This window comes from Streptomyces sp. NPDC090798 (genome assembly GCF_044768965.1).
GTDB lineage: Bacteria > Actinomycetota > Actinomycetes > Streptomycetales > Streptomycetaceae > Streptomyces.
In genome coordinates, this window is sequence record NZ_JBIVXA010000025.1 from 11,074 (window position 1) to 35,347 (window position 24,274).

The 24,274-nt window shown below is 69.4% G+C and carries 22 protein-coding genes; 16 read left to right on the forward strand and 6 right to left on the reverse strand.

Features of this window, described 5'->3' with window-relative positions:
- Positions 1-247 precede the first annotated feature (247 nt).
- Together ACIQTP_RS38080 and ACIQTP_RS38085 are read right to left on the reverse strand one after the other, a co-directional pair.
- Positions 248-1,741, reverse strand: coding sequence for a long-chain fatty acid--CoA ligase (locus ACIQTP_RS38080; protein WP_403408586.1), 1,494 nt, complete (start codon positions 1,739-1,741; stop codon positions 248-250).
- Complete coding sequence (locus ACIQTP_RS38085; RefSeq protein ID WP_403408588.1) at positions 1,738-2,802, reverse strand: TauD/TfdA family dioxygenase; 1,065 nt, start codon at positions 2,800-2,802, stop codon at positions 1,738-1,740. Before ACIQTP_RS38085 ends, ACIQTP_RS38080 begins: the two co-directional genes overlap by 4 nt.
- 171 nt (positions 2,803-2,973) lie before the next feature.
- Between ACIQTP_RS38085 and ACIQTP_RS38090 the strand changes: the two genes are divergently transcribed.
- From ACIQTP_RS38090 to ACIQTP_RS38130, 9 genes are all read left to right on the forward strand, one after another.
- Entirely contained in the window at positions 2,974-3,996 is a 1,023-nt protein-coding gene (locus ACIQTP_RS38090; protein ID WP_403408590.1) for an AraC family transcriptional regulator ligand-binding domain-containing protein, read from the forward strand.
- A 335-nt stretch (positions 3,997-4,331) separates the two neighbouring features.
- Positions 4,332-5,384 carry a 3-keto-5-aminohexanoate cleavage protein gene (locus ACIQTP_RS38095; RefSeq protein ID WP_403408592.1) on the forward strand — a complete coding sequence of 351 codons (1,053 nt, stop codon included), beginning with the start codon at positions 4,332-4,334 and terminating at the stop codon, positions 5,382-5,384.
- 122 nt (positions 5,385-5,506) lie between these two features.
- Complete coding sequence (locus tag ACIQTP_RS38100) at positions 5,507-6,481, forward strand: quinone oxidoreductase family protein (RefSeq protein WP_403408594.1); 975 nt, start codon at positions 5,507-5,509, stop codon at positions 6,479-6,481.
- A 47-nt stretch (positions 6,482-6,528) separates the two neighbouring features.
- Positions 6,529-7,443, forward strand: coding sequence for a TauD/TfdA dioxygenase family protein (locus tag ACIQTP_RS38105; RefSeq protein WP_403408596.1), 915 nt, complete (start codon positions 6,529-6,531; stop codon positions 7,441-7,443).
- A gap of 98 nt (positions 7,444-7,541) precedes the next feature.
- A complete protein-coding gene (locus ACIQTP_RS38110) occupies positions 7,542-8,825 on the forward strand; it encodes an MFS transporter (RefSeq protein ID WP_403408598.1) in 1,284 nt (427 codons plus the stop codon).
- The gene (locus ACIQTP_RS38115) at positions 8,822-9,430 is read left to right on the forward strand and encodes an RBBP9/YdeN family alpha/beta hydrolase (protein WP_403408600.1); all 609 of its coding nucleotides are present in this window, start codon (positions 8,822-8,824) and stop codon (positions 9,428-9,430) included. Before ACIQTP_RS38110 ends, ACIQTP_RS38115 begins: the two co-directional genes overlap by 4 nt.
- Positions 9,431-9,467: 37 nt before the next feature.
- Positions 9,468-11,456, forward strand: a complete 1,989-nt coding sequence (locus ACIQTP_RS38120; protein ID WP_403408602.1) for an acetoacetate--CoA ligase — start codon at positions 9,468-9,470, stop codon at positions 11,454-11,456.
- A gap of 433 nt (positions 11,457-11,889) precedes the next feature.
- Positions 11,890-12,195 (forward strand): hypothetical protein, encoded by a 306-nt coding sequence (locus ACIQTP_RS38125; protein WP_403408604.1) that lies wholly within the window; start codon positions 11,890-11,892, stop codon positions 12,193-12,195.
- A gap of 98 nt (positions 12,196-12,293) precedes the next feature.
- Positions 12,294-12,500 carry a hypothetical protein gene (locus tag ACIQTP_RS38130; RefSeq protein ID WP_403408606.1) on the forward strand — a complete coding sequence of 69 codons (207 nt, stop codon included), beginning with the start codon at positions 12,294-12,296 and terminating at the stop codon, positions 12,498-12,500.
- Between the two features lie 777 nt (positions 12,501-13,277).
- On the opposite strand, the gene ACIQTP_RS38135 is transcribed toward ACIQTP_RS38130, so the two are convergent.
- Both ACIQTP_RS38135 and ACIQTP_RS38140 read right to left on the reverse strand, forming a co-directional pair.
- On the reverse strand, positions 13,278-13,886 hold the full coding sequence (locus ACIQTP_RS38135; RefSeq protein ID WP_403408608.1) for a DJ-1/PfpI family protein: 609 nt from the start codon (positions 13,884-13,886) through the stop codon (positions 13,278-13,280).
- Positions 13,887-14,165: 279 nt separating this feature from the next.
- Entirely contained in the window at positions 14,166-14,339 is a 174-nt protein-coding gene (locus tag ACIQTP_RS38140) for a hypothetical protein (RefSeq protein ID WP_403408610.1), read from the reverse strand.
- 325 nt (positions 14,340-14,664) lie between these two features.
- On the opposite strand from ACIQTP_RS38140, the gene ACIQTP_RS38145 reads away from it, so the two are divergent.
- The 3 genes from ACIQTP_RS38145 (at position 14,665) to ACIQTP_RS38155 (ending at position 17,293) form a co-directional block, all read left to right on the forward strand.
- Entirely contained in the window at positions 14,665-15,075 is a 411-nt protein-coding gene (locus tag ACIQTP_RS38145) for a YciI family protein (RefSeq protein WP_403408612.1), read from the forward strand.
- Between the two features lie 8 nt (positions 15,076-15,083).
- Entirely contained in the window at positions 15,084-16,229 is a 1,146-nt protein-coding gene (locus ACIQTP_RS38150) for an RNA polymerase sigma factor (protein ID WP_403408827.1), read from the forward strand.
- Between the two features lie 317 nt (positions 16,230-16,546).
- On the forward strand, positions 16,547-17,293 hold the full coding sequence (locus ACIQTP_RS38155) for an SDR family oxidoreductase (RefSeq protein ID WP_403408614.1): 747 nt from the start codon (positions 16,547-16,549) through the stop codon (positions 17,291-17,293).
- 55 nt (positions 17,294-17,348) lie between these two features.
- Here the strand turns inward: ACIQTP_RS38155 and ACIQTP_RS38160 are convergent, their stop codons facing one another.
- Complete coding sequence (locus ACIQTP_RS38160) at positions 17,349-18,182, reverse strand: helix-turn-helix transcriptional regulator (RefSeq protein WP_403408616.1); 834 nt, start codon at positions 18,180-18,182, stop codon at positions 17,349-17,351.
- A 195-nt stretch (positions 18,183-18,377) separates the two neighbouring features.
- Positions 18,378-19,334, reverse strand: coding sequence for a helix-turn-helix domain-containing protein (locus tag ACIQTP_RS38165; protein WP_403408618.1), 957 nt, complete (start codon positions 19,332-19,334; stop codon positions 18,378-18,380).
- Between the two features lie 651 nt (positions 19,335-19,985).
- Here ACIQTP_RS38165 and ACIQTP_RS38170 point away from each other — a divergent pair.
- The 4 genes from ACIQTP_RS38170 (at position 19,986) to ACIQTP_RS38185 (ending at position 23,859) form a co-directional block, all read left to right on the forward strand.
- Entirely contained in the window at positions 19,986-20,753 is a 768-nt protein-coding gene (locus ACIQTP_RS38170) for an SDR family NAD(P)-dependent oxidoreductase (RefSeq protein ID WP_403408620.1), read from the forward strand.
- Between the two features lie 143 nt (positions 20,754-20,896).
- Complete coding sequence (locus tag ACIQTP_RS38175) at positions 20,897-21,745, forward strand: SDR family oxidoreductase (protein WP_403408622.1); 849 nt, start codon at positions 20,897-20,899, stop codon at positions 21,743-21,745.
- A 197-nt stretch (positions 21,746-21,942) separates the two neighbouring features.
- The gene (locus ACIQTP_RS38180; protein ID WP_403408624.1) at positions 21,943-22,170 is read left to right on the forward strand and encodes an L-histidine N(alpha)-methyltransferase; all 228 of its coding nucleotides are present in this window, start codon (positions 21,943-21,945) and stop codon (positions 22,168-22,170) included.
- Positions 22,171-22,308: 138 nt separating this feature from the next.
- Positions 22,309-23,859, forward strand: coding sequence for an APC family permease (locus tag ACIQTP_RS38185; protein ID WP_403408626.1), 1,551 nt, complete (start codon positions 22,309-22,311; stop codon positions 23,857-23,859).
- Positions 23,860-24,274: the final 415 nt, after the last annotated feature.

Consider the following 24,274-nt stretch of genomic DNA (forward strand, 5'->3'; position numbering starts at 1 on the left):
CGCCTGATGGGGTAGTGCATCGGCTCGCTCGGTCGATGCGAGCCCCTCAGGCGGGGGGGGCGGCGCAGTCATGAACTCCGCATCGCTACAGCACTGTCGCTACAGACCTCGCGGGACGCGACCTCAGCCCATCCCGCGAGGTCAGGCCTTACGGCGTGCCCGGCAGGCACGCGCCGTAGTGGCAGCGGCATCCTCGTCCGCCCCGCGTACGAGCACCGGCCCAGCGCTCAACGCACCGGCACGCGGTTCACAGACCGGTGACCACGATCTCGCGCTTGAGGATCTTGCCGGTGGGGCCCTTGGGGAGCTCGGCCGTGAAGGTGACGATCCGGGGGTACTTGTACGCCGCCACCCGGTCCTTGACGTGATCGCGGATCTCCTCGGCCGTGGCATGGGCACCGGGCCGGAGCGTGATCACCGCCGCGATCTCCTCTCCGTGGACCGCGTGCGGCACGCCGACGACCGCGGCCTCGGCGACGGCTGGGTGCTCGTACAGCACCTCCTCGACCTCGCGCGGGTAGACGTTGTAGCCGCCGCGGATGATCAGGTCCTTCTTTCGGTCGACGATGAAATAGAAGCCGTCCTCGTCGACGCGGGCCAGATCACCGCTGTGGAACCATCCGTCACGGATCGCTTCCGCGGTGGCCTCCGGGCGGTTCCAATAGCCGGTCATCACGTTGTCGCCGCGGATCGCGATCTCGCCGACCTCGCCCGGGGGCACCGCGGCGCCGCCCTCGGCGACAAGCCTCATCTCGACTCCTCGAATGGGCAGCCCGATCGAGCCTGCCTTGCGCGGGCGATCCGGGTGGTTGAACGCGGCGACCGGCGATGTCTCGGAGAGTCCGTATCCCTCCAGTACGGTGGCGCCGAAGCGCCGCTCGAAGCCGTGCAGCACCTCCACCGGAAGTGCGGCGCCGCCCGAGACGGCCAGGCGCAGCCGGCCGGCGTCGAAGCCCTCGGGGAGTTCGGCATGAAGCAGCGCCGCGTACATCGTCGGCACGCCGAGGAACACGGTGACCCCGTCACGGGCCATGATCTCCAAGGCACGCTGCGGCTCGAACCGCGGCAGCAGGGTCAGTGTGGCGCCGGCGGCGACGGCCGTGTTGAGGGCGCAGGTCTGGCCGAAGGCGTGGAAGAGGGGCAGGCCGCCGAAGAGCACGTCGTCAGGTCCGACCTGAAGCAGTGTCTCGGCCGTGGTGGCGGTGTTGGTGGCCAGGTTCCGGTGCGACAGTTCGGCCCCCTTCGGCGTCCCGGTCGTGCCCGAGGTGTAGAGGATCAGGGCCGGGTCGTCATCGGTCCGGTCGACGATGCGGGGCATCGGTGCGCGGGCCCGCAGCATGTCGTCGAAGGCCAAGGGCTCGGTCACCAGGCATTCGGTTCCGGTCTCTGCGGCGGCCTTCGCCACGTCGTCCGCGAACAGGGGGAACACCAGCACGATCCGCGCCCCGCAGTCGCGCAGGGTGAAGGCCACCTCGCGGGCTTTGAGGAGCGGATTCATCGGTACGACCACGCCGCCGGCCCGCAGGATGCCGTAGTAGACGACCGGGAACAGCGGGACGTTGGGCATGGTCAGCGCGACGCGGTCGCCAGGCCGCAGGCCGCGGTCGCGAAGGAGGGCGGCGACTCTGGCGCTCGCGTCGTCCAACTCGGCATAGGTGAGCGTGCTGTCGTCGTGGCGCACGGCAATGCGATCACCCTGGGCCGCAGCGGAGTCGACCAGGAACGCGGCGAGGTTGGTCATGTCGGCAATCTCCTTGAGTTCGTCCCGGCCCGCGACGCGGCGCTGCGGGGTCGGATCACATCGCGCGGGGTGACCCCGTTGCGAGCGCCGTCGATACGGGGGCGGTGCGGGAAGGCCAGCCACAGTCGCAGGAGATGGCGCCTGAGTTCGGGCTGACAGTCGTCCTCGAATTCCGATCGCGCGTGCATGATCGTGTGGCTGTTGAGCAGCAGCAGATCCCCGGTCTGGAGGTCGATGTCGAGCCGGAACTCCGGGGAGGCGGCCACTTCGTCGATGAGGTCGAACAGCTCCGCGTCCGCCGGTTCCAGACGGGGCACCTGTGGGAAGCGCTGGGCGGATTCCAGGTAGCACCGGTTGTAGCGCATGCTCAATGCCACTCCCGGCCGGGCGGCGAGCGGGGCGGCCACGTAGGGCGCCTCCTCGGGAGGGTGCTCCTGCCGACGGTCGAAGAAGTACGTGCGGTACAGGCGCTCGGCCAGATCGGGGCGGAGGCCCTGCACCGCGTTGTACACCGCCGCCGAGCTGACCAGGGAGGTGCGCCCTCCGGTGCGGGGCGTCCGCAGGGGCAGCAGTCCGAGCAGATCGGCCCCGTCGGTGTGGAACGGCAGCGCCGTCCGGGTCTGGTAGCCGCGTGTTGCCGGGTCGGCGATACTGCGGCCGGTGTCCCGGACGTGGCCGAGCATGTGCCCGTCCGCGTTCTGCGGGACCGGACGCCCGAGGTACTGACCGAGGCCCCAGAACACCGCACCGGCGGCCACCTCGCCCAGCTGCTCGACCGGGATGCCCTTGACCAGCGCGAACCCCCTTCCGTGCTCAAGTACCTCGCCGACGCGTTCCAACTCACCGGCGAGCGTGGGGAGCGGGAAGTCGGCGGCTCTCAGCTTCAGCAGCGTGAGGTCACGCCTGCGCGCCTCCCGCAGAGCGGAGTCGATCTCGGCGAGGTGGTGCGAGGTGAGCCGTAGGATCCACTCCTCGCTGTTCGCCAGATCGCCGCCCTGCCACACCGTGGGGCCCGAGCAGGGGGCGTGCAGCGCCTCACCTGCGTCCGTCGTACCGGTCATGTGCGCCTCCGTAACCGTCACGCGTTCACCGGCCCGGGGCATTGGGCACCAGGGGACCGGGCCGGTGAACGGCGCCATGTTAGGTTGCCCACCCACGCCGATGCTTGTCCTGGGGTGACATGAGATTTATCTTTTCGGGACATGGTCGTGAGACACCCTTGGAGCGTGCGCATGAGGCCTCTGGTCCGCACCGCAGCCCTCAGCGGCTATGTCGAGCTGTGCCGCTCGCTCGGTATCGACCCTCAGCCGCTGATGAAGCACGTGGGCCTGGACACCGCCGCCCTCACGATCCAGGACCGGTGGATCTCCGGCGCTGCCGCGGTCCAGGTGCTGGAACTGTCGGCAGCCACCTCGGGCCACGAGGATTTCGGCGTGCGCATGGCGGAGTTCCGGCGCTTCTCCAACCTCGGCCCCATCAGTCTGGTCGTCCGCGAGGAACCCGACGTACGGAGCGCACTGGGGCTGTTGATCCGTCACCAGCACATGTACAACGAGGTCCTGGACACCCGGCTGTCCGAGGGGGACGGGCTGGCCACGCTGAAGGTCGGCCTGCGGCTCGGCGAAGCGATGCAAGCCCGGCAGGCCACGGAGTTGGCCATCGCCGCCTACCACCGGATCCTGCGTGACTTCCGTCATGCCCAGTGGCAGCCGCTCTCCGTATGGTTCAGGCACCCTGCCCCGGCGGACATCTCGACCCACCGGCGCGCGTTCGGCACCACCGTGGAGTTCGACCGCGAATTCGACGGCATCGTCTTCTACGCCGACGATCTCCAAGCGCCCAACGCGATGGCGGATCCATTGCTGCGGGAGTACGCCCACCAGTACTTCGAAGCGATCGCGGTCCCCAGGGACACCACTGCCGCGGACCGGGTGCGCGAGCTGATCGAGGTCCTGCTGCCGACCGGGCGCTGCTCGATCGAGCAGGTCGCACGGAGCCTGGGCGTCGATCGGCGCACCGTCCACCGGCACCTGGCCTCCTCGGGCGAGACCTTCTCCTCGCTCCTCAACGCCACCCGCACGCACCTCGCTGAGCAGTTCGTCGCGAACCCACGGCGCTCGCTGACGGAGATCTCCGACCTGCTGGGGTTCTCGTCACTGAGCGGGTTCTCGCGCTGGTTCCGCGAGCAGTTCGGGTGCAGCCCCAGGGCGTGGCGCAGCGCCAGGAGCCGACAGCAACTCCCCCATCAGGACTGATACCGCGGACGGGGCCGGGGCCTGACCGTGCGTGCCTGAGGCGCCTGGCACGTCGGCAGTGATGTCCCCAAATGGCAAATCATCTGTCACCGAGAGTCAAACAGCTCCGGGTGCTCGGCCCTACCTTGGCACCACCGCAGAGACGCGGTCGGCCGCCGGAGGAGGGCGTGTTCCCCTGTGCACTCCTGCTCCGGACCGGCCGATCGTACCGGGCTGCCATGCGCCCGCTGTCCCCCGGTGACCCGCATCGATCCCCGCTGGGCATTCCAGGCCCCCGCATCGCACACGCCGATGCTCCCGGCGAGTGATCACCGATCCTATGAAGGAGACGGACCGTGCACTTCCACGACGACTCGCTCTTCCCCGAGAACCAGGAAAAGCTGGTGATCCAGGCCGCTCCCTACGGGCCGGAGTGGCTGCCTGGGGACGCTGACGACCTCCCCCTGACGATGGACGAGCACGTGCAGGCGGCGGTCGACTGCTACAACGCCGGCGCCACCGTGCTCCACATCCACGTGCGAGAGCTCGACGGCAAGGGCTCCAAGCGGATGTCCATGTTCAACGAGCTCCTGGGCCGGCTGCGTGAGGCCGTGCCGGACATGGTGCTGCAGATCGGCGGCTCGATCTCCTTCGCCCCGGAGGACGAGGGCAGTGAGGCGAAGTGGCTGAGCTACGACACCCGCCACATGCTGGCCGACCTCACCCCCGCGCCGGACCAGGTGACGATCGCGATCAACACCAGCCAGATGAACATCGTCGAGATCATGACCGACGACGACCTGGAGGGCACCTCGATCGCGAAGCCCGAGTACTACAAGGCATACCGCGACATGGTCGTCGAGGCGGGCCCCGACTTCTACCTCGAGCACCTCAAGCGCCTGCGGGCGAACGGCATCCAGCCGCACTTCCAGCTCGCCACACTGGCCCAGCTCGAAACCGTGGAGCGGCTCATCCGGGCCGGCGTCCACACCGGTCCGTTGATCCTCAACTACGTGGCCATCGGCGGTGGTTTCGCGGGGCGCCACCCGGCCGACCTGATCGAGTTCGTCCGCCGCACCCCGGACGGCGCCGTCCTGACCATCGAGAGCTCCATGCGTGCCGTGGCACCGATGAACGCGATCGGCATCGCGCTCGGGGTCCACGTACGCGTCGGCAACGAGGACAACCTGTGGCGGCGCAAGGGCGAGCGCATGACCACCGTCGAGCAGGTTGAGCAGATGGTGCAGCTCTCCGAGGCGCTCGGCCGCGACGTCGCGACCGGCGCCGAGGCCAAGAAGATCTACCAGCTCGGCGAGTACTACTCCGGCGCCGACGAGACGCTGGCCCGCCTCGGCATGGTGCCGAACCGCCGTCCCGGTCGGCGCGGCTTCATGCTGCGCGACGTCTGATCGCGGCACGGGAACACGGCACCGCCGCGTAGCCGCGCCGGCCGATGAGGCCGCCGGGCCACGCCCCCGGCCCGGCGGCCCTTCCCCTCCTCCTCACCTCCCCTGAACAACGGAGCACGCCCATGGCTCACGCCATTCGTTTCAAGGAAACCGGCGGTCCCGAAGTCCTGCGCCTGCACGAGGTCGTCGTCGGCGACCCCGGCCCGGGCGAGGTACTGATCCGGCACGAAGCCGTCGGACTCAACTTCGCCGACACCTATTTCCGTAGCGGCCTGTATCCCGCGCCGCTGCCGGCCGGACTGGGCGTCGAGGCCGCGGGGGTGGTCCAGGCGGTGGGCGAGGGCGTCACCCGGATCACCGAGGGGGACCGGGTCACGTACACCGGAAGCCCGCTCGGTGCCTACAGCACGGAACGGGTCATGCCCGCCGACTCCCTGATCCGGCTGCCGGACGGCATCGGCTTCGAGACCGCCGCCGCAATGACCATGCGCGGCCTCACCTCCGCGTACCTGATGCGCAGGATCCACCCGCTGAAGGCCGGCGACACGATCCTGCTGACCGCGGCGGCGGGAGGCGTCGGCCTCATCGTCTGCCAGTGGGCCAAGCTGCTCGGACTGACCGTCATCGGCACCGTCTCCACCGAGGAGAAGGCCGAACTCGCCCGCGCCCACGGCTGCGACCACGTCATCCACCACCAGCGCGAGAACGTGGCCGAGCGGGTGCGCGAACTGACCGATGGCACCGGGGTCCCGGTCGCCTTCGACAGTGTCGGCAGGACCACCTACGCCGCCTCGCTCGCCTCGCTCCGACGCCGCGGTCTGCTCGTCTGCTTCGGTACGGCCTCCGGTCCGGTCCCGCCCATCGACGCCATGCAACTGGCCGTCAGCGGCTCGCTGTTCGTCACCCGGCCGGCGCTCGCCGACTACATCGCCGACCCTGCGGAGCGGGCCGAGCTGGCGGGCGAGCTGTTCGACCACGTCGCCTCCGGGCGCATCGCCATCGAGATCAACCAGCGCTACGCGCTCGAGGACGCCGTACGGGCGCACCGCGAGCTGGAGGCGGGACGGACCACGGGATCGTCCGTCTTCGTCCTCTGAGCCCCTGCTGGATCACACGCATCACGCCCTCTCCGGGAGGAAGCACCATGAAAGAGTCTCTCGCTCCGCTGGAGGGCGCGCCCGCGTTGGTGCGCGCCCACTCCCGCGGCTCGATCAGGGTCGAACCACTGACCTGCACCATCGGCGCCGAGCTCTTCGGCGTGAACCTCGGCGACGCCTCGCGGGACGACGGCCTGTTCGCCGAGATCAGGGCCCTGCTGTTGCAGTACAAGGTGCTGTTCCTGCGGGACCAGGACATCACGCGCGCCGAACACGTCGCCTTCGCCGAGCGCTTCGGCCCGCTGGAGGACCACCCCGTGGCCGGCAGCGACCCCGACCACCCCGGCCTGGTGCGCATCTACAAGGACCTGGACAGCGCTCCGGAGCACTACGAGAACGCCCTGCACACCGACGGCACCTGGCGTGAGAACCCGTCGATGGGCGCCGTTCTGCGCTGCGTCGAGTCGCCCCCGGTGGGCGGTGACACGATGTGGGTCAACATGGCCGAGGCCCACCGCCGGCTGCCGGAGCACATCAAGACACAGATCCAGGGGCTCCGGGCCCGGCACAGCATCGAGGCCACGTTCGGTGCCGTCCTGCCACAGGACGCGCGCCAGGCGCTCAAGGCGCGGTTCCCCGACGCGGAGCACCCGGTGGTGCGCACCCATCCCGAGACCGGCGAACAGATCCTCTTCGTCAACGCCTTCACCACCCACTTCGTCAACTACCACACGCCCGAGAACGTGCGCTTCGGGCAGGACTACGCCCCGGGCGCGGGTCTCCTGCTGAACCACCTGATCAGCCAGGCCGCGATCCCCGAGTACCAGGTGCGCTGGCGCTGGACGCCGAACAGCGTCGCCATCTGGGACAACCGCTCCACCCAGCACTACGCCGTCCAGGACTACTGGCCCGCCGTCCGCCGTATGGAGCGCGCCGGGATCGTCGGCGACAGACCGTTCTGACCATTCCTTCGAAAGCACGTGAGGTGATGACAATGGAGTTGCACACCACTGCTGAGCCCATCCCGAAGACAGAGACGACGGTCTCGTCCGGATGGCCCGTGTCCCGACGGTACGCCTGGGTGGTCTTCGCCCTGAGTTTCGGCCTGCTGCTGTCCGACTACATGTCGCGGCAGGTGCTCAACGCCGTCTTCCCGATGCTCAAGGCCGAATGGCTGCTCTCCGACGCCAGGCTGGGCTCGCTCAGCGGCATCGTGGCCCTCATGGTCGGTCTGCTCACCGTTCCCATGTCGCTCCTGGCGGACCGCTGGGGCCGGGTGAGGAGCCTGCTGTTCGCCGCGACGATGTGGAGCGTGGCGACCCTGGGCTGCGCGGTGTCCGCGAGCTACGGCCAGATGTTCGCCGGCCGCCTCTTCGTCGGCATCGGTGAGGCGGCATATGGGAGCATCGGCATCGCCGTCGTCCTGAGCATCTTCCCGGTCGGCCTGCGGGCCACCCTCTCCGGCGCCTTCATCGCGGGCGGGGCCTTCGGCTCGGTCCTGGGCGTGTCGATCGGCGGCGCCGTGGCCCAGCAGTTCGGCTGGCGCTGGGCGTTCGGCGTCATGGGCATCTTCGGACTCGTGCTGGCCGGGGTCTACGGCTGCGTGGTCACGGAGAAGAGGCTGGCTCCGCGAGCGAGTTCCACCGACGCGAAGACCGACGCCGGCCCACGCGGCGACCTGCGCGCGCTCCTGCCGCGGCTGTTCTCCTCCGTCTCGGTGATCAGCGCCTACGTCGGCAGCGGACTCCAATTGTTCATCGCCGCCGCGCTCATGGCCTGGCTGCCCAGCTACTTCAACCGCTACTACGGCATGACCACCGCGAAGGCCGGTGCGACCGCCGGGGTCTTCGTCCTGATCATCGGCATAGGCATGATTGTCGGCGGGATCGCCTCGGACCGGATCGCCCAGGCGTTCCCGATCCGGAAATGGTCCGTGGCCATCGCCTGCAGCATCGGCTCGCTCGTCCTGCTCATGACCGCGTTCCGGCTGCCGACCGGCCCGCCGCAGCTGGTGATGCTGGCCGCCGGAGCCCTGCTGTCGGCCGGCACGGCCGGTCCCGCCGCCGCCATGGTGGCCAATCTGACCCCCGCGTCCATCTCCGCGACGGCCTTCGCCACGCTCACTCTCGCCAACAGCCTGCTCGGACTGGCGCCCGGGCCCGCGGCCACCGGCGCGCTCGCGGACAGCATGGGTCTGCTCGGCGCGCTGCGGATCGTCCCTCTGACGGCGCTCGCGGCCACCGTGGCCTTCCTGATCGGCCGCCACTACTACGACCGTGATCTGCGTCGCCTGACCGACCGCGCCCCCGTGGCGGAGCCGAAGGAATCGGAGGTGTCCTCATGAGCCGTACCACCGAGCCGGTCCTCGTGATCGTCCCCGGCCTGCGCGACCACGTCGAGGAGCACTGGCAGACGCTGCTGGCCAACCGGCTCGCCGAGGCCGGGCGTACCGTCCGTACGGTTCCCCCGCTGACGCAGAACCAGCTCAGCCGGGAGGCCCGTGTGGCCGCACTGGACGAGGTGATCGCGGAGATCGCGGGGCCCGTCGTGCTGGTCGCCCACAGCGCCGGTGTGATCACCACCGTCCACTGGGCCCAGTGGCACGAGGCCCGGGTACGGGGGGCGCTGCTGGTGACGCCGCCGGACTTCGAGAAGCCGCTGCCGGAGGGATACCCCACCCCCGAGGTGCTCGACGAGAACGGCTGGGCACCGGTGCCCCGCTCCCCGCTGCCGTTCTCCACCATCGTCGCGGCCAGTTCGAACGACCCCTTGGGCAGCGTCGAGCGCGTCGCCGAGTTGTCCCGCGACTGGGGCGGCCGCCTCGTGGAACTCGGCGAGGTCGGCCACCTCAACCCGGCCTCCGGCTACGGCCCGTGGCCGCGCGCGGAGGAACTGCTCCGCGAACTCGAAGTTGCAATCGACATCGAACTCGACATCGAACTCGACTGAGCGCCCGCCCGCCATGCAGCCCCCGCGAAAGGCAACGATGAACACCGACCCCGACCTCCTGTGGTCTCCCACTCAGCGTGAGCTGGAGGATTCCAACGTCGCGTGCTTCATGGAATGGGTGAGCGAGGTGCGGGGGCTGCACTTCTCCGACTACGCCGAGCTGTGGCGCTGGAGCTCCACCGACCTGCCCGGCTTCTGGTCGGCTGTGTGGGAGTTCTACGGGCTGGACGCGGTCACCCAGTACGACGAGGTGCTGGGCGATGCGTCGATGCCGGGTGCCAAGTGGTTTCCCGGCGCCCGCCTGAACTTCGCCGAGCGGTGCTTCGCCCAAGCCACCGACGCCGGCCCGGCGCTGGTCAGCGTGGCCGAGGGCGGCACACCCGTGGAGACCTCGTGGCAGGAGATGCGCCACCAGGTCACGGACGTCGCGGCGGCCCTGCGTCGCCTGGGCGTCGGGCCCGGCGACTGCGTGGCCGGATACCTTCCCAACCTCCCCCAGACCGTGGTCGCCCTGCTGGCCACGGCCGCCGTCGGCGCCGTCTGGACGGCGTGCTCCCCGGACTTCGGCACGCCCAGCGTGCTCGCCCGGCTGCGGCAGGCGCGGCCGGCCGTCCTCATCGCCGCGGACGGATATCGCTACGGGGGCAAGACATACGACAAACGCCCGGAGGTCGCCGAGCTCGCGGACGGACTTCCCACCCTCCGTCACATCCTCACGGTCGACAACCTCTTCACGGCCCCGACCGAGCCCTGGTCGACGCGGCCCGAGATCGGTCAGCATGCCTGGTCCGCTCTGCCGGCCGCCGAATCGCCACTGGAATTCGCCGACGTGCCCTTCGACCACCCGCTGTGGATCCTGTGGTCATCGGGGACCACCGGGATACCCAAGGGGATCGTCCAAAGTCACGGCGGCATCGTGGTCGAACTGCTCAAGGCACTCGGCCTGGGCGCGGATCTGCGCCCCGACGACCGCTACCTCTTCCTCACATCCACGAGTTGGATGGTCTGGAACTTCCTGGTCGGCGGCCTGCTCCACGGCAGCACGATCATCCTGTACGACGGCAGCCCCACCTTTCCGGACGTCAACGGGGCCTGGCGGGTGGCCGAACAGACCGGCGCCACCATGGTCGGCGTGGGCGCTGCCTACCTCGCCGCCGTGGAGAAATCGGATACGCGTCCCGCGGCCGAGTTCGGCCTCGACCGACTGCGCTCCATACTCCAGACCGGATCGTCCCTCCCTGCCAGCACCTGGCGCTGGGTCCACGACCGGCTCGCACCGAACGTCTGGCTGCAATCGATCTGTGGTGGCACCGACGTCTGCTCGGTACTCGCCGGCGGTTCCGCCCTGCTGCCCGTACGAGTGGGCCGGATCCAATGCCCCTCACTCGGCGTCGCGCTGGCCTCGTGGGATCCCTACGGGCGCCCCCTGACAGGTGAGCAGGGCGAGTTGGTGGTGACCGCGCCGCTGCCGTCCATGCCCCTCCACTTCGTCGACGATCCCGACGGCGCCCGCTACCGTGCCAGCTACTTCGACACCTACCCCGGGGTCTGGCGGCACGGCGACTGGGTCACCGTCGACGAAGACCTGTCGGTCGTCGTGGCCGGCCGCTCCGACTCCACCCTCAACCGCATGGGCGTACGGATGGGCTCCGCCGACATCTACGCCGTCGTCGAACAGATCCCCGAAGTCGCCGACAGCCTCGTCATCGGCGTGGAGCAGCCGGACGGCGGCTACTTCATGCCGCTCTTCGTCGTGACCGCCAACGGCACCACCCTCGACGACGGGTTGCGCGAGCGGATCGCCACGGCCGTCAAACGCCGTTTGTCCCCGCGTCACGTGCCCGACGTGATCGTGCCGATCCCCGCCGTCCCGCGCACGCTCACCGGCAAGAAGCTCGAAGTACCCGTCAAGCGCATCCTGCAGGGTTCCCCTGTCAGCGCCGTCAGCAGCGAAGGGTCAGTCACCCACTCCGAGATGCTCACCTGGTTCTCGAACTTCGCGGCCGGCGGGGCGCCGGGCGGGTGAGCGCGCCCGCCGTTCAGGGCCGCCGCCGATCGAGCGTCACTGCAGCGCCAGTGCATGCGGGGCCGCACGAGTCGGCGCGGGAGATCTGGGGTTCTGCCAGCGTGGCCCGACGCGATGCTCGGCGGTGGACCGCTTCACATCGAACACGGCCGTGTATGTGACGCTGATCGGCACGTGAGGCCCCTCGGTCGGATGTTTCCTTCGCGAGACCGTTCCTACCAGGGGCCTTACGACTGCCCGGACTTGGGGCCCCACGGACCGCAGCGCCAGCATTGCGATCACAGCGATCACGGGACGCCTACCGGGAGAGGCTCATGCGCAGGCAAGCGCGCGGTGTGGCCTGCAGAAACGTGGAAAGCCCCTGCCCCGCCGCTGTATGCTCCCCACCCGGCTGCGGCCTACGCAGAGACGTCTCGACGCACAAGGGGGCACCATGCTGCAGGTCCAGGACTGGTTACTTGTTGGACTCGGCGGGGTTTTCGTGATCTTCGGCCTTGCCCTCCGCTTGACGTCCCGCGGCAAGGCGGAGCTGGCAAACACGGCTTCCAAACACCGTTTCGGCGGTCCCATCCGGTGGATGTACCCACTGTTTAGTGGGCTCTGCCTACTGTTCGGTCAGCTTCCGCGACTTCTCGGCGCGCCTTACGTGGCGGTCGGAGTCTTCGACGCCTTGGGCCTTGCGCTGGCGATCGCCCTGGTCGTCCTCGTGATCCGGCAGCTGCGACTCAGGGTGAGGTGACGGAACTGGGATCAGGCGTGAAGTGACCTGCGCTGCCTGCGGATTACTGGACGTGGAAAGCGGTGCACCTGTCCGTCACCCGCTGGCGGAGGCAGGGGATGACCAGCGAGTTGCCCGACCGGCTCCGCGCGACCCATGAAGCAGAGGGCCGGGATGCGGAGCCGACGGCGGGGGTGATCGACTCGCAGTCCGCGAAGGACACTACGACGGTCGAGGCCGCGACCAGCGGTATGAGTTCGACCTCGACCTGTGCGGCGGCGAAGCGGGATGACGTCCACGAGAACAGACAGCACCCCGGCCGATGACGTACTGCCGGGCAAGGGGGTGCGCGAGTGGCACTACTCAGCGTGGCGCTCGTATTACCGCGAGAGCCTGTGGGAACGCGGAGTCGTGGGTGCCCTTGGCGATCTCCTGAACGAAGTTGCCTGTGCGGATGTCAGGGGGGATGCCCTCGCCGTCGAAGGTCTTTCCGTCGGACGGGGTGAGGTACTCCTCGTTCGGCAGGCCGAAGCTCCAGCCGTTCGGCCCGCAGGGCGAGTGGCCGTCGGAACAACGGCCTCGTAGGACCCGCGCACGAGCTTTCCCACGGCATCCGTGCCGTGGGAACAACACCACCACGCGCTGCCGCCCGTCCAGCCAGGGGCTACGGGCTATGTCGTGTCCGCAAAGTGGTTGGGTCTTTGGTCTGTTCGTGGTGCGTCGTCATGAGGTGACTGATCGGGCGTGGGCGGTGATCGGGCCGTTGTTGGCTGATGCGCGGCTGGGATCGGCGTCGGGTGCTGTCGTAGGTCTCGGTGTTCTGATTCTTCCTCGCCGAGACGTAGGCCAGGGTCTCTGAGCGGTGCGACTTCGGGTGCCGGGCCTGCGCCTCGGTACCGTCAAGGCGCGGTGTGACCCCTTCGGTCTCGGCGTACGCGCACACGTCGTCCAACGTACGCAGCCGCAGACCGGTCCGGTCCGGACCGGTCACAGCAAAATCGCTCGCCGTCAGCAGCCCGCAGATCTCGGCCACGGCCCGGCCGACCGACCGTGAACCGGCTCCTGTCGTACAACTCGGCCAGGCGTCGGCTGAACGCGGGGCATCAGCCCAGTACGGCCTCGCCCGCGTGGACGGCACGCAGGGCGCGCTCGACAGTCTCCTGGTTTTCGCCGACCGGAGCCACGTACCCGATGACGTCGCGCGCGGCGTCCTCCCCTAGCATGCGGGTGATCACCCACGTGGCGAGATACTGGGACGCCAGACAGCCGCCCGCTGTAGCGATGTTCCCCTCGGCGTGGAACGGCGCGTCCAGCACGGTGACGTCGCAGGCTTCGACAAAGGGCCGGCTCTTCATGTCCGTGCAAGCCGGCATGCCACTCAGCAAACCGAGCCGTGCAAGCACCAGGGCGCCGGAGCACTGTGAACCGATCAGTTGTCGCGAAGGGTCGAGCGGCAGCCTGGAGATGAGCCGGTCGTCGGCGACCACCTCTCGCGCCTTCACTCCGCTGCCGATCAGCACGACGTCGGCTTCGGTCACGAACTCCATCGGGCGCTGCCCGGTCACCTCGACGCCGTTCATCGACGTGACCACCGGCGTCGGCGTCGTGATGAAGGCCTCCAAGCCGTCCCTACGGCACCGGTTGATCAGCGCGGAAGCGATGAAGCTGTCGAGTTCGTTGAACCCGTCGAAGGTGACCACGGCTACCTGCATCACGACTCCTTCAAGTACGGCATGAGATCTCGAGTCTCCCAGGCGCGCCGTTTTCAGAGCGAGAGCCAATCAGCGGCTGGTGGCATGCCTGCCGCCGCTCTGCGTTTCGGGCTCCGGGCCTGAGTACCGTACCTACTGTTCCGCCGACCTGCTGACGTCCCGGTGCTCTCCAGGCTCAGCTCAGCGAGAGGACAATCGGGCTCGCCCTCGTCGCTGGGCGCGCACGCGACCGTCCGCCTGCGATCTGCGCCGCATCACCAGCGACGGCCCAGAAAGAGGTCAGTCGTCCAGGCAAGCCTTGAGCATGTGTGCGAGCCGACGTCCGATGGCCACGTCCTCCTCCGGGGAGCGCTCGTCACTCTCTTCTTCCACGAGCACTCCGGTCCCGAACCGGCCGAAGCCCGCGATGAGGCATTCGAGCAGGCGAATCCTGGCCTCGGACTCGTCGCCCACAAGTAGGCCTCGGAAGGGTTCCCGGATCCGTGTTTCCAGCTCTCGGACACAAAGTACCGATGGACCAGGGCCGGCGTAACACCGGCGTCGTCCGCGATCTCCGAAGGGTTACCACGCGTCGGCGAGCACCTCGGCCGGTACCGGCGCGCCCGAGTCGAGGATGGCCTTGGACGGCTTCGGCGGGCCGGACCGTCTTCGCCGGCTCGTTCAGGCTCATCTGCGAGAGCCAAAGAAGACAGACGGCGATGTCGAGAATCCGTGGCTGGCTCCGTCCCCGTAATGAGCGCGACCACAATGGGTCGCACCAGCACGGAGGAGAAACACGATGGCCAAGTACTTGCTGCTGAAGCACTACCGCGGCGCCCCGGCTGCGGTCAACGACGTACCCATGGACCAGTGGACGCCGGAGGAGATCTCGGCCCACGTGCAGTACATGCGCGACTTCGCGGACCGGCTCGAGGGGACCGGCGAGTTCGTCGACAGCCAGGCGCTTGCCCCCGAGGGGACGTTCGTCCGGTATGACGGCGAGGGGCGCCCTCCGGTCACCGACGGACCGTTCGCCGAGACCAAGGACCTCATCGCCGGCTGGATGGTGATCGACGTCGACAGCTACGAGCGCGCCGTCGAGCTGGCCGGGGAACTGTCGGCCGCCCCTGGGAAGGGCGGGGAGCCGATCCACGAGTGGCTCGAACTGCGTCCGTTCCTGGGCGTGCGGCATCCCACGGTCACGGAGTGACCTCCGAAGTGAACGAGGCCCTGCTCCGGAGCCTCACACCGAGCGTGCTCGGGATCCTCGTCCGTCGCGGAGCCGACTTCGCGGCGGCCGAGGACGCCATGCAGGACGCGCTGGTCGAGGCGGTCCGCGTGTGGCCGGCCGACCCGCCGCGGGATCCGAAGGGCTGGCTGGTCACCGTGGCCTGGCGCCGGTTCCTCGACGCGACCCGGGCGGAGGCCGCCCGCCGCCGACGTGAGGACCTCGTCGACGAGGAGCCGGCGCCCGGGCCCGCGCCTGCGGTGGACGACACGCTCCAGCTCTACTTCCTGTGCGCCCACCCGTCGCTGACGCCGTCGTCCGCGGTCGCGCTCACCCTGCGCGCCGTCGGCGGTCTGACCACCCGCCAGATCGCCCAGGCCTACCTGGTGCCCGAGGCGACCATGGCGCAGCGCATCAGCCGGGCCAAGCGCACGGTCTCCGGCGTGCGGTTCGACCAGCCCGGTGACGTCGCCACCGTGCTGCGCGTCCTCTACCTGGTCTTCAACGAGGGCTATTCCGGCGACGTCGACCTCGCCGCCGAGGCCATCCGGCTCACCCGGCAGCTCGCGGCCGCGATCGACCACCCCGAGGTGGCGGGGCTGCTCGCCCTCATGTTGCTCCACCATGCCCGGCGCGCTGCCCGGACCGCGCCCGACGGCAGCCTGGTGCCGCTCGCCGAGCAGGACCGCGGCCGGTGGGACACGGAGTCGATCGCCGAGGGCGTCGAGATCCTTCAGGCGGCCCTCGCCCGCGACCGGCTGGGCGAGTTCCAGGCCCAGGCCGCCATCGCGGCGCTCCACGCCGACGCGCCCACCGCGGAGGAGACCGACTGGGTGCAGATCGTCGAGTGGTACGACGAGCTCGCGCGCCTGACCGACAGCCCGGTCGTCCGGCTCAACCGCGCGGTGGCCGTCGGCGAAGCCGACGGACCACGCGCCGGCCTGGCCGCACTCGTGGCACTGGACGACTCACTGCCCCGCCACGCCGCGGTGGCGGCGTACCTCCACGAGCGCGACGGCGACCTGGCGACGGCGGCACGGCTGTACGCCGAGGCGGCCCAAAAGGCGCCCAACCTCGCCGAGCGCGACCACCTGACGCGCCAGGCCGCCCGGCTCAACGCCCGCGGGTGGCACTGATGGGTCGCTCATCCACGTAGAGCCGATAGCGCTGAAGCAGGTTGATGGGCAGGGCTTCGGCGTGGTCGCGTCACGCTCGGTTTTCGATTATCCCTGCCATACATCTGCCCCTACACACCACCCTGGCCGCCGGGGCCGTATCACAGCGCGCCCTGCCGACCGGCAGATGAGTAGGTAGGAGTCGGTCTACCCACGTAACGCGAAGGAGGGTGTGCGGCACCCACCTCGGCGTGGCCTTCTTGCCGGAGTCGCGTGGGCGAAGACTCGGGTTGTCGGCGATCGCCGATACCGAGCTTCACCCCACTCCGGAGGGTCCTGTGACTACCACTTCCATCCTGTCCGACCGCAAGATCGTCCTCGTGACCGGGGCGTCCAGCGGCATCGGCGAGGCGACCGCCCGCCACCTGGCCGCGGCCGGCAACCACGTCGTCCTCGGGGCCCGGCGCGCCGACCGCCTCGCGCTGCTGACCAAGGAGCTGAGGGAGACCGGGTTCAGCGCCGAGTACGCCGAACTGGACGTCACCGAGCAGGCCGGCGTCCATGCCTTCGCCGAGGGGGCGCTGGCCCGTCACGGCCGCATCGACGTGCTGGTCAACAACGCGGGGGTGATGCCGCTGGCACCGCTGGCAGCCCTGCGCGTCGCGGAGTGGGACCGGATGATCGACGTGAACCTGCGGGGCGTGCTCCATGGCATCGCGGCCGTGCTGCCGTCGATGCTGGAACGCCGGTCCGGGCACGTCGTCAACATCGCGTCCACCGCCGCCCACCGGGTCGACCCCACGGCTGCGGTGTACTGCGCGACCAAGTACGCGGTGCGAGCCCTGTCCGAGGGGTTGCGGCAGGAGAACTCCGACATCCGGGTCACGGTCGTCAGTCCCGGCTTCACCCGCTCCGAACTGGCCGACAAGGGCGGTGACGCTCAGGCGCAGGGCGCGGCCCGCGGTGTCACCGAGCTGATCGGGCTGCCCGCCTCGGCGGTCGCCGAGGCCATCGGCTACGCGATCGCCCAGCCCTCAGGCGTCGACCTGAACGAGATCGTCGTCCGTCCCACGGCCCAGAGCTGACGCTGCCCCGCAGGTCGTCGCGCCGACGCGCGGTCTCATGTCCCCGAGGCGCGCGTCAGGAGCGGGGAGCGGTCATGGACGCAAGGTACGTCAGGGATTCCGCGCTGCGGCTTCCCGGCTCTGCCGAGCCCACCAGCAGCTCCTGGCCGGGCGCGTCGTGCACGTCGAAGCTCTGGTAGGTGAGCTCGACGCGGCCGGCCTCGGGGTGGACGAAAACCTTGTGGGCGCGGGTGAGGGTCCCGACAGTCTGGTCGTTCCACAGGGTCCGGAACTCCTCTGACGCCTCCAGCAGTTCCTGGACCAGGTCGCCGATCTCGGGGGCGTCGCTGAACCGGGTCGCATTCAGGCGCAGCGCGTACACGGTCGCGCTGGTGACCAACCGCCAGTCGGGGAAGACCTCGCGGGCCCGCGGGTGGGTGAACAGGATCCGCGGCATGCTGGTCTCCCCCTTGAAGGGGGACAGGAGGGCCTCGGCGATGGCGTTGGTGGCCAGGATGCCGAACGCGGGACCCATGACGTAGGCCGCGGCCGTCGGGAAGGCGTCGAGCAGCCGCAGCAGGTCGGGGTGTACCTGGTCACGGAAGCTGTCGGCCTTCGTGCGGGGGTTGATGCCGGCGAGGCGGAACAGGTGAGGGCGCGCATCCGCGCCCAGGCGCAGTGCCCTGCCGAGCGCGTCGACGACCTGCGGTGAGGGGTTGGTCTCGCGGCCCTGTTCCAGGCGGATGTAGTAGTCGGCGCTCACGCCGGCCAGCACGGCGACCTCTTCCCGACGCAGGCCCTTCACTCTGCGGGTGCCGCCGCCGACGGGCAGTCCGACATCGGACGGTTCCAGGCGGGAACGGCTGGCGCGCAGGAAGTCGCCGAGGGCATTGGCAGGCGCGTTCCGCATGTGGCCGACAGTACCGCGCGGACGGCGGCCCGCACGCACCTGTGAGCGGCCGTGCAGAGGCGACGAGACGCAGACGCAGACGCAGACGCAAAGGGGTTCCCCTTGGTGACGGACGCTCGGTCGATCCAGTCCGCGCGAGCGGCCGAAGACGTTGACGACTCCCCCGGACCGACCCGCCCGGCCCCGGCCCCTCGATCAGTCGGGTGTCTCGGCCGGCTCAGTCGGCTCGGAGTCGTTGGTCGGCGCGGACCGCTCGATGTCCTCGTCGGCCGCGGCCCAGCTGGCCAGCAGGTTCAGGGCCTCTTGCGAAGGTGACCCGGGCTCGGCGGTGTACGTGAGAAGGCTCTGGCCTGCGTCGGCCCCCAGCGGGAAGGCCTCGAAGGGCAGGTCGAGGTCCCCGACGACGGGGTGATGGAGGAGCTTCATGCCCGTGGTGTGGATCCGGACGTTGTGGGCGGCCCAGCGGCGGCGGAACTCCTCACTGCGGGTGGACAGCTCCCCGATCAGGTCCGACAGCCGCCGGTCGTAGGGATCGCGGCCCACTTCGGCGCGCAGCATGGCGACCGTGTCGCCTGCGACCTTGTCCCAGTCGCGGAAGAACTCGGTCGCGCCGGGGTCGAGGAAGACGAACCTGGCGTTGTTGGGCGGCCGCACCGGGTCGGCGTAGACCGGCGAGAACAGTGCGCGTCCGAGATGGTTGGCGGCCAGGATGTCCAGGCGTCCGCTGAGTACGAACGCGGGCGTGCCGAGCATCGAGTCGAGGACGCGCTGCACCGTGGGGCGGACGCGCTGCTGGGCCGGTCGGCGGCGCGGCGGACGGGTCGTGCTGGCGCCGCGCAGGAGGTCGAGCAGGTGGGTTCGCTCGGCCTCGTCGAGCCGCAGCACTCGCGCGATGCCGTCGATGACGCTCTCGGAGACGCCGGTGGCGTTGCCGCGTTCCAGGCGGGTGTAGTACTCACTCGAGATGCCGGCGAGCAGGGCGACCTCCTCGCGGCGCAGCCCGGTGACCCGTCGGCGGTCTCCGTACATGGGCAGTCCGACCTGCTCCGGGGTGACCCTGGCCCGTCGCGTGCCCAGGAATTCCCGGATCTCCGCGCGGAAATCACCACGGATATCGCGGTTGGTGTCGTAAGGGACGTTTCTGCCTGCCATGGGCTCCACTCTACGAGCGCTTCCACATGGCTGGGGGTCCCTCCCAGTACCCCCTCTCATCAGGGTCTCCCGCCGTCCCGTGACAACCGGTTCTGTAGATGGTGCACCGCCCACGGCGGTGTGAATCGCCCGGACACGGCGGCATATCTGCCGCGCGTCACCGGCCTCTTCGCGGCTCCGTCCGCGCCGCGATTCTCCGGAACACCCACACGATCCTCCGGAACAGAATCAGAAGGACGAGCAATGCGTCGATACGCCAAGCCGGCCGTCGTACTCCCGACGCCGGCAGCGCTCACCCTCTCGGCCTTCGGATCGGGTGCTGCGGACGCGACCGGTACGGCGGGCCGCACCACACGGGCAAGGCCATCCGCGCGGAGAGGATGGCGCTCAACCGCCTGGACCACGGCAAGATCGTCGCGGAGCGCGACCAGCTCGACATGCTGAGCATCCTTCAGCAGATGGGCGCCATACCGGCCGCGTAGCAGCGCTCCGCTTCACCCGCATCCCCTGCGCCCGCTCCAGGCCGCCGCACCCGCCGCCGCGCCGATGCGGCGACCGGCGCTCGCCCCGCCCCTCGGCACGGAAGGGTCCGCCCCCGCCGACCGTGCACGGCACGTCCAGAGAACCGAAGAAGAAGAACAGGACACCCCCATGGCATCGAAACTGACCGGCACCGTCGCGCTCGTCACCGGCGCGAGCAGCGGTATCGGCGCGGCCACCGCCCGCCGGCTCGCCGAGGACGGCGCCTCCGTCGCCCTCGTGGCCCGCCGCAAGGGCCGTCTGAACGACGTCGCCGCCGAGATCGATAAGGCGGGCGGCACCGCCCTGGTGGTGGAAGCCGACATCACCGATCGCCGCCAGGCCGAGGCAGCCGTCCAGCAGACCGTCGGGCACTTCGGGCGCCTCGACACCCTGGTCAACAACGCCGGCCTGATGCTCCTGGGTCCCGTCGTCGGTGCGGACGTCGACGAGTGGGAGCGCATGCTCGCCGTCAACGTCCAGGGCCTGCTCCACACCACCCACGCCGCCCTCCCGCACCTGCTCGAGGCCGCCGAGGACGGCCCCCGCAAGGTCGCCGACATCGTCAACATCAGCTCGATCGCGGGCCGCGTCGCCTGGAACGGCTACGGCGTCTACAACCTCACCAAGTTCGGCGTGAACGGCTTCACCGAGTCCCTGCGCCAGGAGGTCACCCAGCGGCACGTCCGCGTCGGCGTCCTGGAGCCGGGCGGCGTGGACACCGAACTGGGCTCGCACAACGACCACAAGCCCGAGATACGCGAAGCGATCGGCACCTTCTACGAGCAGACCGAGGTTCTCGCCCCCGACGACATCGCCGACGGCGTCGCCTACATGGTCACCCGACCCCGCCACGCCTCCGTCGGCGAACTGTGGATCATGCCCACCGACCAGGCCTGACCCCGTCCGCCCGCGTCGGCCCCCGTCCACTCCCCTCACCCGTCCACCAGCCAACCGCCGCCCGGCTGCCTTCCGGGACGGACACCACGCGTCATCACCGCACAACACCGAGTGCCGGACACGGCACCTGAAAGGAACTCCTCATGAGCAAGGTCATTCTCGTCACCGGCGCCGGACGCGGACTGGGCACGGACATCGCCCGCGAAGCCCTCGCCGCCGGCCACCAGGTCGTCGCCACCGGCCGCCGCCCCGAAGAGATCGAGAAGACCCTCGGCGGTCCCCAGGACAACCTGCTCGCCACCAAACTCGACGTCACCAGCCTGGACGACGCGAAAGCCGCCGCGCAAACCTCCGTCGACCGCTTCGGCCGCATCGACGTCCTGGTCAACAACGCCGGCAATTTCTTCGCCGGCTACTTCGAGGAGATCACGCCCGCGCGGATGCGCGAGCAGATCGAGACCAACCTCTTCGGCCCGATGAACGTCACCCGCGCTGTCCTGCCCGTCCTGCGCAAGCAGCGCGCCGGCCACATCATCACGCTCTCCTCCTCCGCCGGTCTGATCGGCCAGGAGTTCTGCGTCGCGTATGCCGCCTCCAAGTTCGGCGTGGAGGGCTGGATGGAGTCGCTGCGCTACGACGTCGAGCCCTACGGCATCCACACCACGGTCGTGGAGCCCGGTTTCTTCCGCACCGAACTGCTCGTGGACGCCTCCACCACCTGGCCCGAGCCGACCATCGACGACTACACCGAGCGCACCACCGCCACCGTCGCGGCCTGGAAGAACATGAACGGCCGGCAGACCGGCGACCCCGCCAAGCTCGCCCGCGCGCTGCTCACCATCGCCGACCAGGACAAGCCGCTGCTGCGTTTCGTCGCCGGCGCGGACGCCATCGAAGGAGTCGAGGGCAAGGCCAGAGAACTCCTGGCCCAAGCCCAGGCATCCCGCGAACTGGGCGGCAATCTGGCATACGACGACACCACCAGCGCCTGAAACGCCCGGATCCCGCGTGAGACCGGTCTGACGGCCTGGTGCCCTGCGGCACCGGGCCGAGGTGGACAGGTCAACGCCGCCTGGGCGGACAAGCAACTGGATACGAGGCCCAGGCCTACGCCCGTCAGACCGTCGGACCGTCAGACCGACGAACCGTCAGACCGCCGGACCGACGGACCGACGGACCGCGAGTAGGAGTGTGCCGAAATGCGGCCGCGCGCCCGTTCCGTCCCACCGCCGAGATCCTCGCGCCGGATCTGACTGTCGACTTCGCCTCGGCCGAGGAGCCGCGCACCGAGATCTCCGCGCAATTCCGCCAGGACGGCGTCCGCGCGGAGCCGGCGGCCGCCGGGTTCGTACTCCGCCGTCGGTGGAACGATTCGGGCGGTCGCTTCACGCTGTCACTGACTTTCCCCGCAACGTAGCGAAAACATTTCGACGGCGTTTCCGGCGGTGTGCCGAACTTGGGATTTGGTCAAGAATGGGATTCAACCCTTGTCGCCCGTCGGAACACCGACACACCATGTGCCGAACATATCGACGCTTATCAGCAGGAGGCCCGGGTGTCCGCTGGTCTGTCCAAAATCGAGGTGGACACCACCACTCTCGCAGCGGAGTCCGAACGGAACAAACTCCGCAAACACTTCGGCCGCTTCGACATCCTGTTCTTCCTGGTCTGCACCCTCGTCGGCCTCGACACCATCGGTACGGTGGCCGCCTCCGGAGCGGAGGCGTTCACCTGGCTGATCGTGCTGGCCGTCATCTTTTTCGTGCCGTCAGCACTGCTCACCGCGGAACTCGGCACGGCTTTCGCGGAGGAGGGCGGGCCGTACATCTGGACCAGCCGGGCCTTCGGGCGGCTGGCCGGAGCGGTCAACAACTTCCTCTACTGGGTGACCAATCCGGTGTGGCTCGGCGGCACTCTCTCCGTCTCGGCCGTCGCCGCGTTCACCACCTTCTTCAATGACGGCAAGGATCTGAGCACCCCGGCCTTCTACGCCTTCACACTGATATTCATCTGGGTGGGCGTGCTCGCGGCGATCCTCTCCTTCGATGTCGGCAAGTGGATCCCCACCGCCGGGGCGTGGTCCCGTTTCGTGCTGCTCGGCCTGTTCACGCTCACCGTGGTCATCTACGCCTTCAAGCACGGCCTGCACGGTTTCGGCTTCGCCGACTTCTCCCCGACGTATGCCGGCTTCGTCGGCCTGGTCCCGGTCCTGATGTTCAACTACGTCGGCTTCGAACTGCCCAACACCGCGGGCGACGAGATGACCGACGCGCAGAAGGACATCCCGTACGGCATCTTCCGCGCCGCCGGGCTCGGCGTGCTGCTGTACGGCCTGCCCATTCTCGGCATCCTGCTGGTCCTCCCGGTCAAGGCCATCACCGGTCTCGGCGGCTTCCTCGATGCCATCCGCCAGGTTTTCACCGTCTACGGCGGCCACGTCGCGTCCGACGGCACGGTCACCCTCAGCGGGGCCGGGACCGTGCTCGGCGATCTGGCCGCAGTGATGTTCATCCTGACCGTGCTCTCCTCGGGCGTCACCTGGATCATGGGCTCGGACCGTGCGCTGGCGGTCTCCGGGTACGACGGCGCCGCGCCCCGCGGCCTGGGTGTGATCTCCGAGCGGTTCGGCACGCCGGTCCGGGTCAACCTGCTCAGCGGAGTGCTCTCCACCGGCGTGCTGATCCTCGCCCACCAGCTCACCGGCGGTGACGCGGGCAAGCTCTTCGGCGCCGTGCTCGGACTCGCCGTCTCCACGACGCTCATCAGCTACCTCGGCATCTTCCCGGCGCTGCCGGTGCTCCGCCGCAAGTACCCGCAGGTGGAGCGTGCCTACCGGGCTCCCGCTGCCTGGCCGATCACGATCGTGCTGACGCTGCTGATCCTGTTCGCCTCGGTGCAGCTGCTGGTCCCGGGCGCGCCCTTCGACTGGTTCAGTTCGGACTTCCGACCGGACGGCTGGAGCTACAGCGAGCGCTGGACGTATCTGCTGACGGAGGCCGTGCCGCTGGCCGTCTTCATCGTCACGGGCGTGATCTTCTGGGCACTTGGCGCACCGACCCGCGCCAAGACCAAGAAGACGGCCGCCGCGGGAGTGACCGAGGGCTGAACGCCCCTGCCGACGCGGCCGTGATCTCGTGCCGGCATCAGTGGCAGGCCGTGACGTGGTGCTGGTGGCGACGTCGCCACCAGCACCCATGCAGAGCGACATGAGAATGAGCCGGCGCCCAAAACCTCCCTCGCCCCTGTCCCCCGTGATGGCCAGTGAACTATTTCTCGTCCTCCCACATCGGTCCCGGTCACGACCAGCACCATCGCCCGCCGCCCAATCGAGCTACTCCGGCAGGTCTGGCCGATCTGCTGGGAACACAAGATCGGCATGCACCCTCGTCCCTCAGGGACCACTGAAGGCTGGTACCGGAGCGAAGGCGAAACGGAGTCGGCCGGCCCACCGGTGTGGTGGTGCCGGGGCAGCAGGAACGGCGCACCCCACGACGTCTCCCTGGTGGGCGAGTTGGCCGCAA

Coding starts and splice junctions, on each gene's coding strand:
- ACIQTP_RS38080 (WP_403408586.1), bottom strand. CDS start 1,741: ATGACCAACCTCGCCGCGTTCCTGGTCGACTCCGCTGCGGCCCAGGGT.
- ACIQTP_RS38085 (WP_403408588.1), bottom strand. CDS start 2,802: ATGACCGGTACGACGGACGCAGGTGAGGCGCTGCACGCCCCCTGCTCG.
- ACIQTP_RS38090 (WP_403408590.1), top strand. CDS start 2,974: ATGAGGCCTCTGGTCCGCACCGCAGCCCTCAGCGGCTATGTCGAGCTG.
- ACIQTP_RS38100 (WP_403408594.1), top strand. CDS start 5,507: ATGGCTCACGCCATTCGTTTCAAGGAAACCGGCGGTCCCGAAGTCCTG.
- ACIQTP_RS38105 (WP_403408596.1), top strand. CDS start 6,529: ATGAAAGAGTCTCTCGCTCCGCTGGAGGGCGCGCCCGCGTTGGTGCGC.
- ACIQTP_RS38115 (WP_403408600.1), top strand. CDS start 8,822: ATGAGCCGTACCACCGAGCCGGTCCTCGTGATCGTCCCCGGCCTGCGC.
- ACIQTP_RS38120 (WP_403408602.1), top strand. CDS start 9,468: ATGAACACCGACCCCGACCTCCTGTGGTCTCCCACTCAGCGTGAGCTG.
- ACIQTP_RS38125 (WP_403408604.1), top strand. CDS start 11,890: ATGCTGCAGGTCCAGGACTGGTTACTTGTTGGACTCGGCGGGGTTTTC.
- ACIQTP_RS38130 (WP_403408606.1), top strand. CDS start 12,294: ATGACCAGCGAGTTGCCCGACCGGCTCCGCGCGACCCATGAAGCAGAG.
- ACIQTP_RS38135 (WP_403408608.1), bottom strand. CDS start 13,886: ATGCAGGTAGCCGTGGTCACCTTCGACGGGTTCAACGAACTCGACAGC.
- ACIQTP_RS38145 (WP_403408612.1), top strand. CDS start 14,665: ATGGCCAAGTACTTGCTGCTGAAGCACTACCGCGGCGCCCCGGCTGCG.
- ACIQTP_RS38160 (WP_403408616.1), bottom strand. CDS start 18,182: ATGCGGAACGCGCCTGCCAATGCCCTCGGCGACTTCCTGCGCGCCAGC.
- ACIQTP_RS38165 (WP_403408618.1), bottom strand. CDS start 19,334: ATGGCAGGCAGAAACGTCCCTTACGACACCAACCGCGATATCCGTGGT.
- ACIQTP_RS38170 (WP_403408620.1), top strand. CDS start 19,986: ATGGCATCGAAACTGACCGGCACCGTCGCGCTCGTCACCGGCGCGAGC.
- ACIQTP_RS38175 (WP_403408622.1), top strand. CDS start 20,897: ATGAGCAAGGTCATTCTCGTCACCGGCGCCGGACGCGGACTGGGCACG.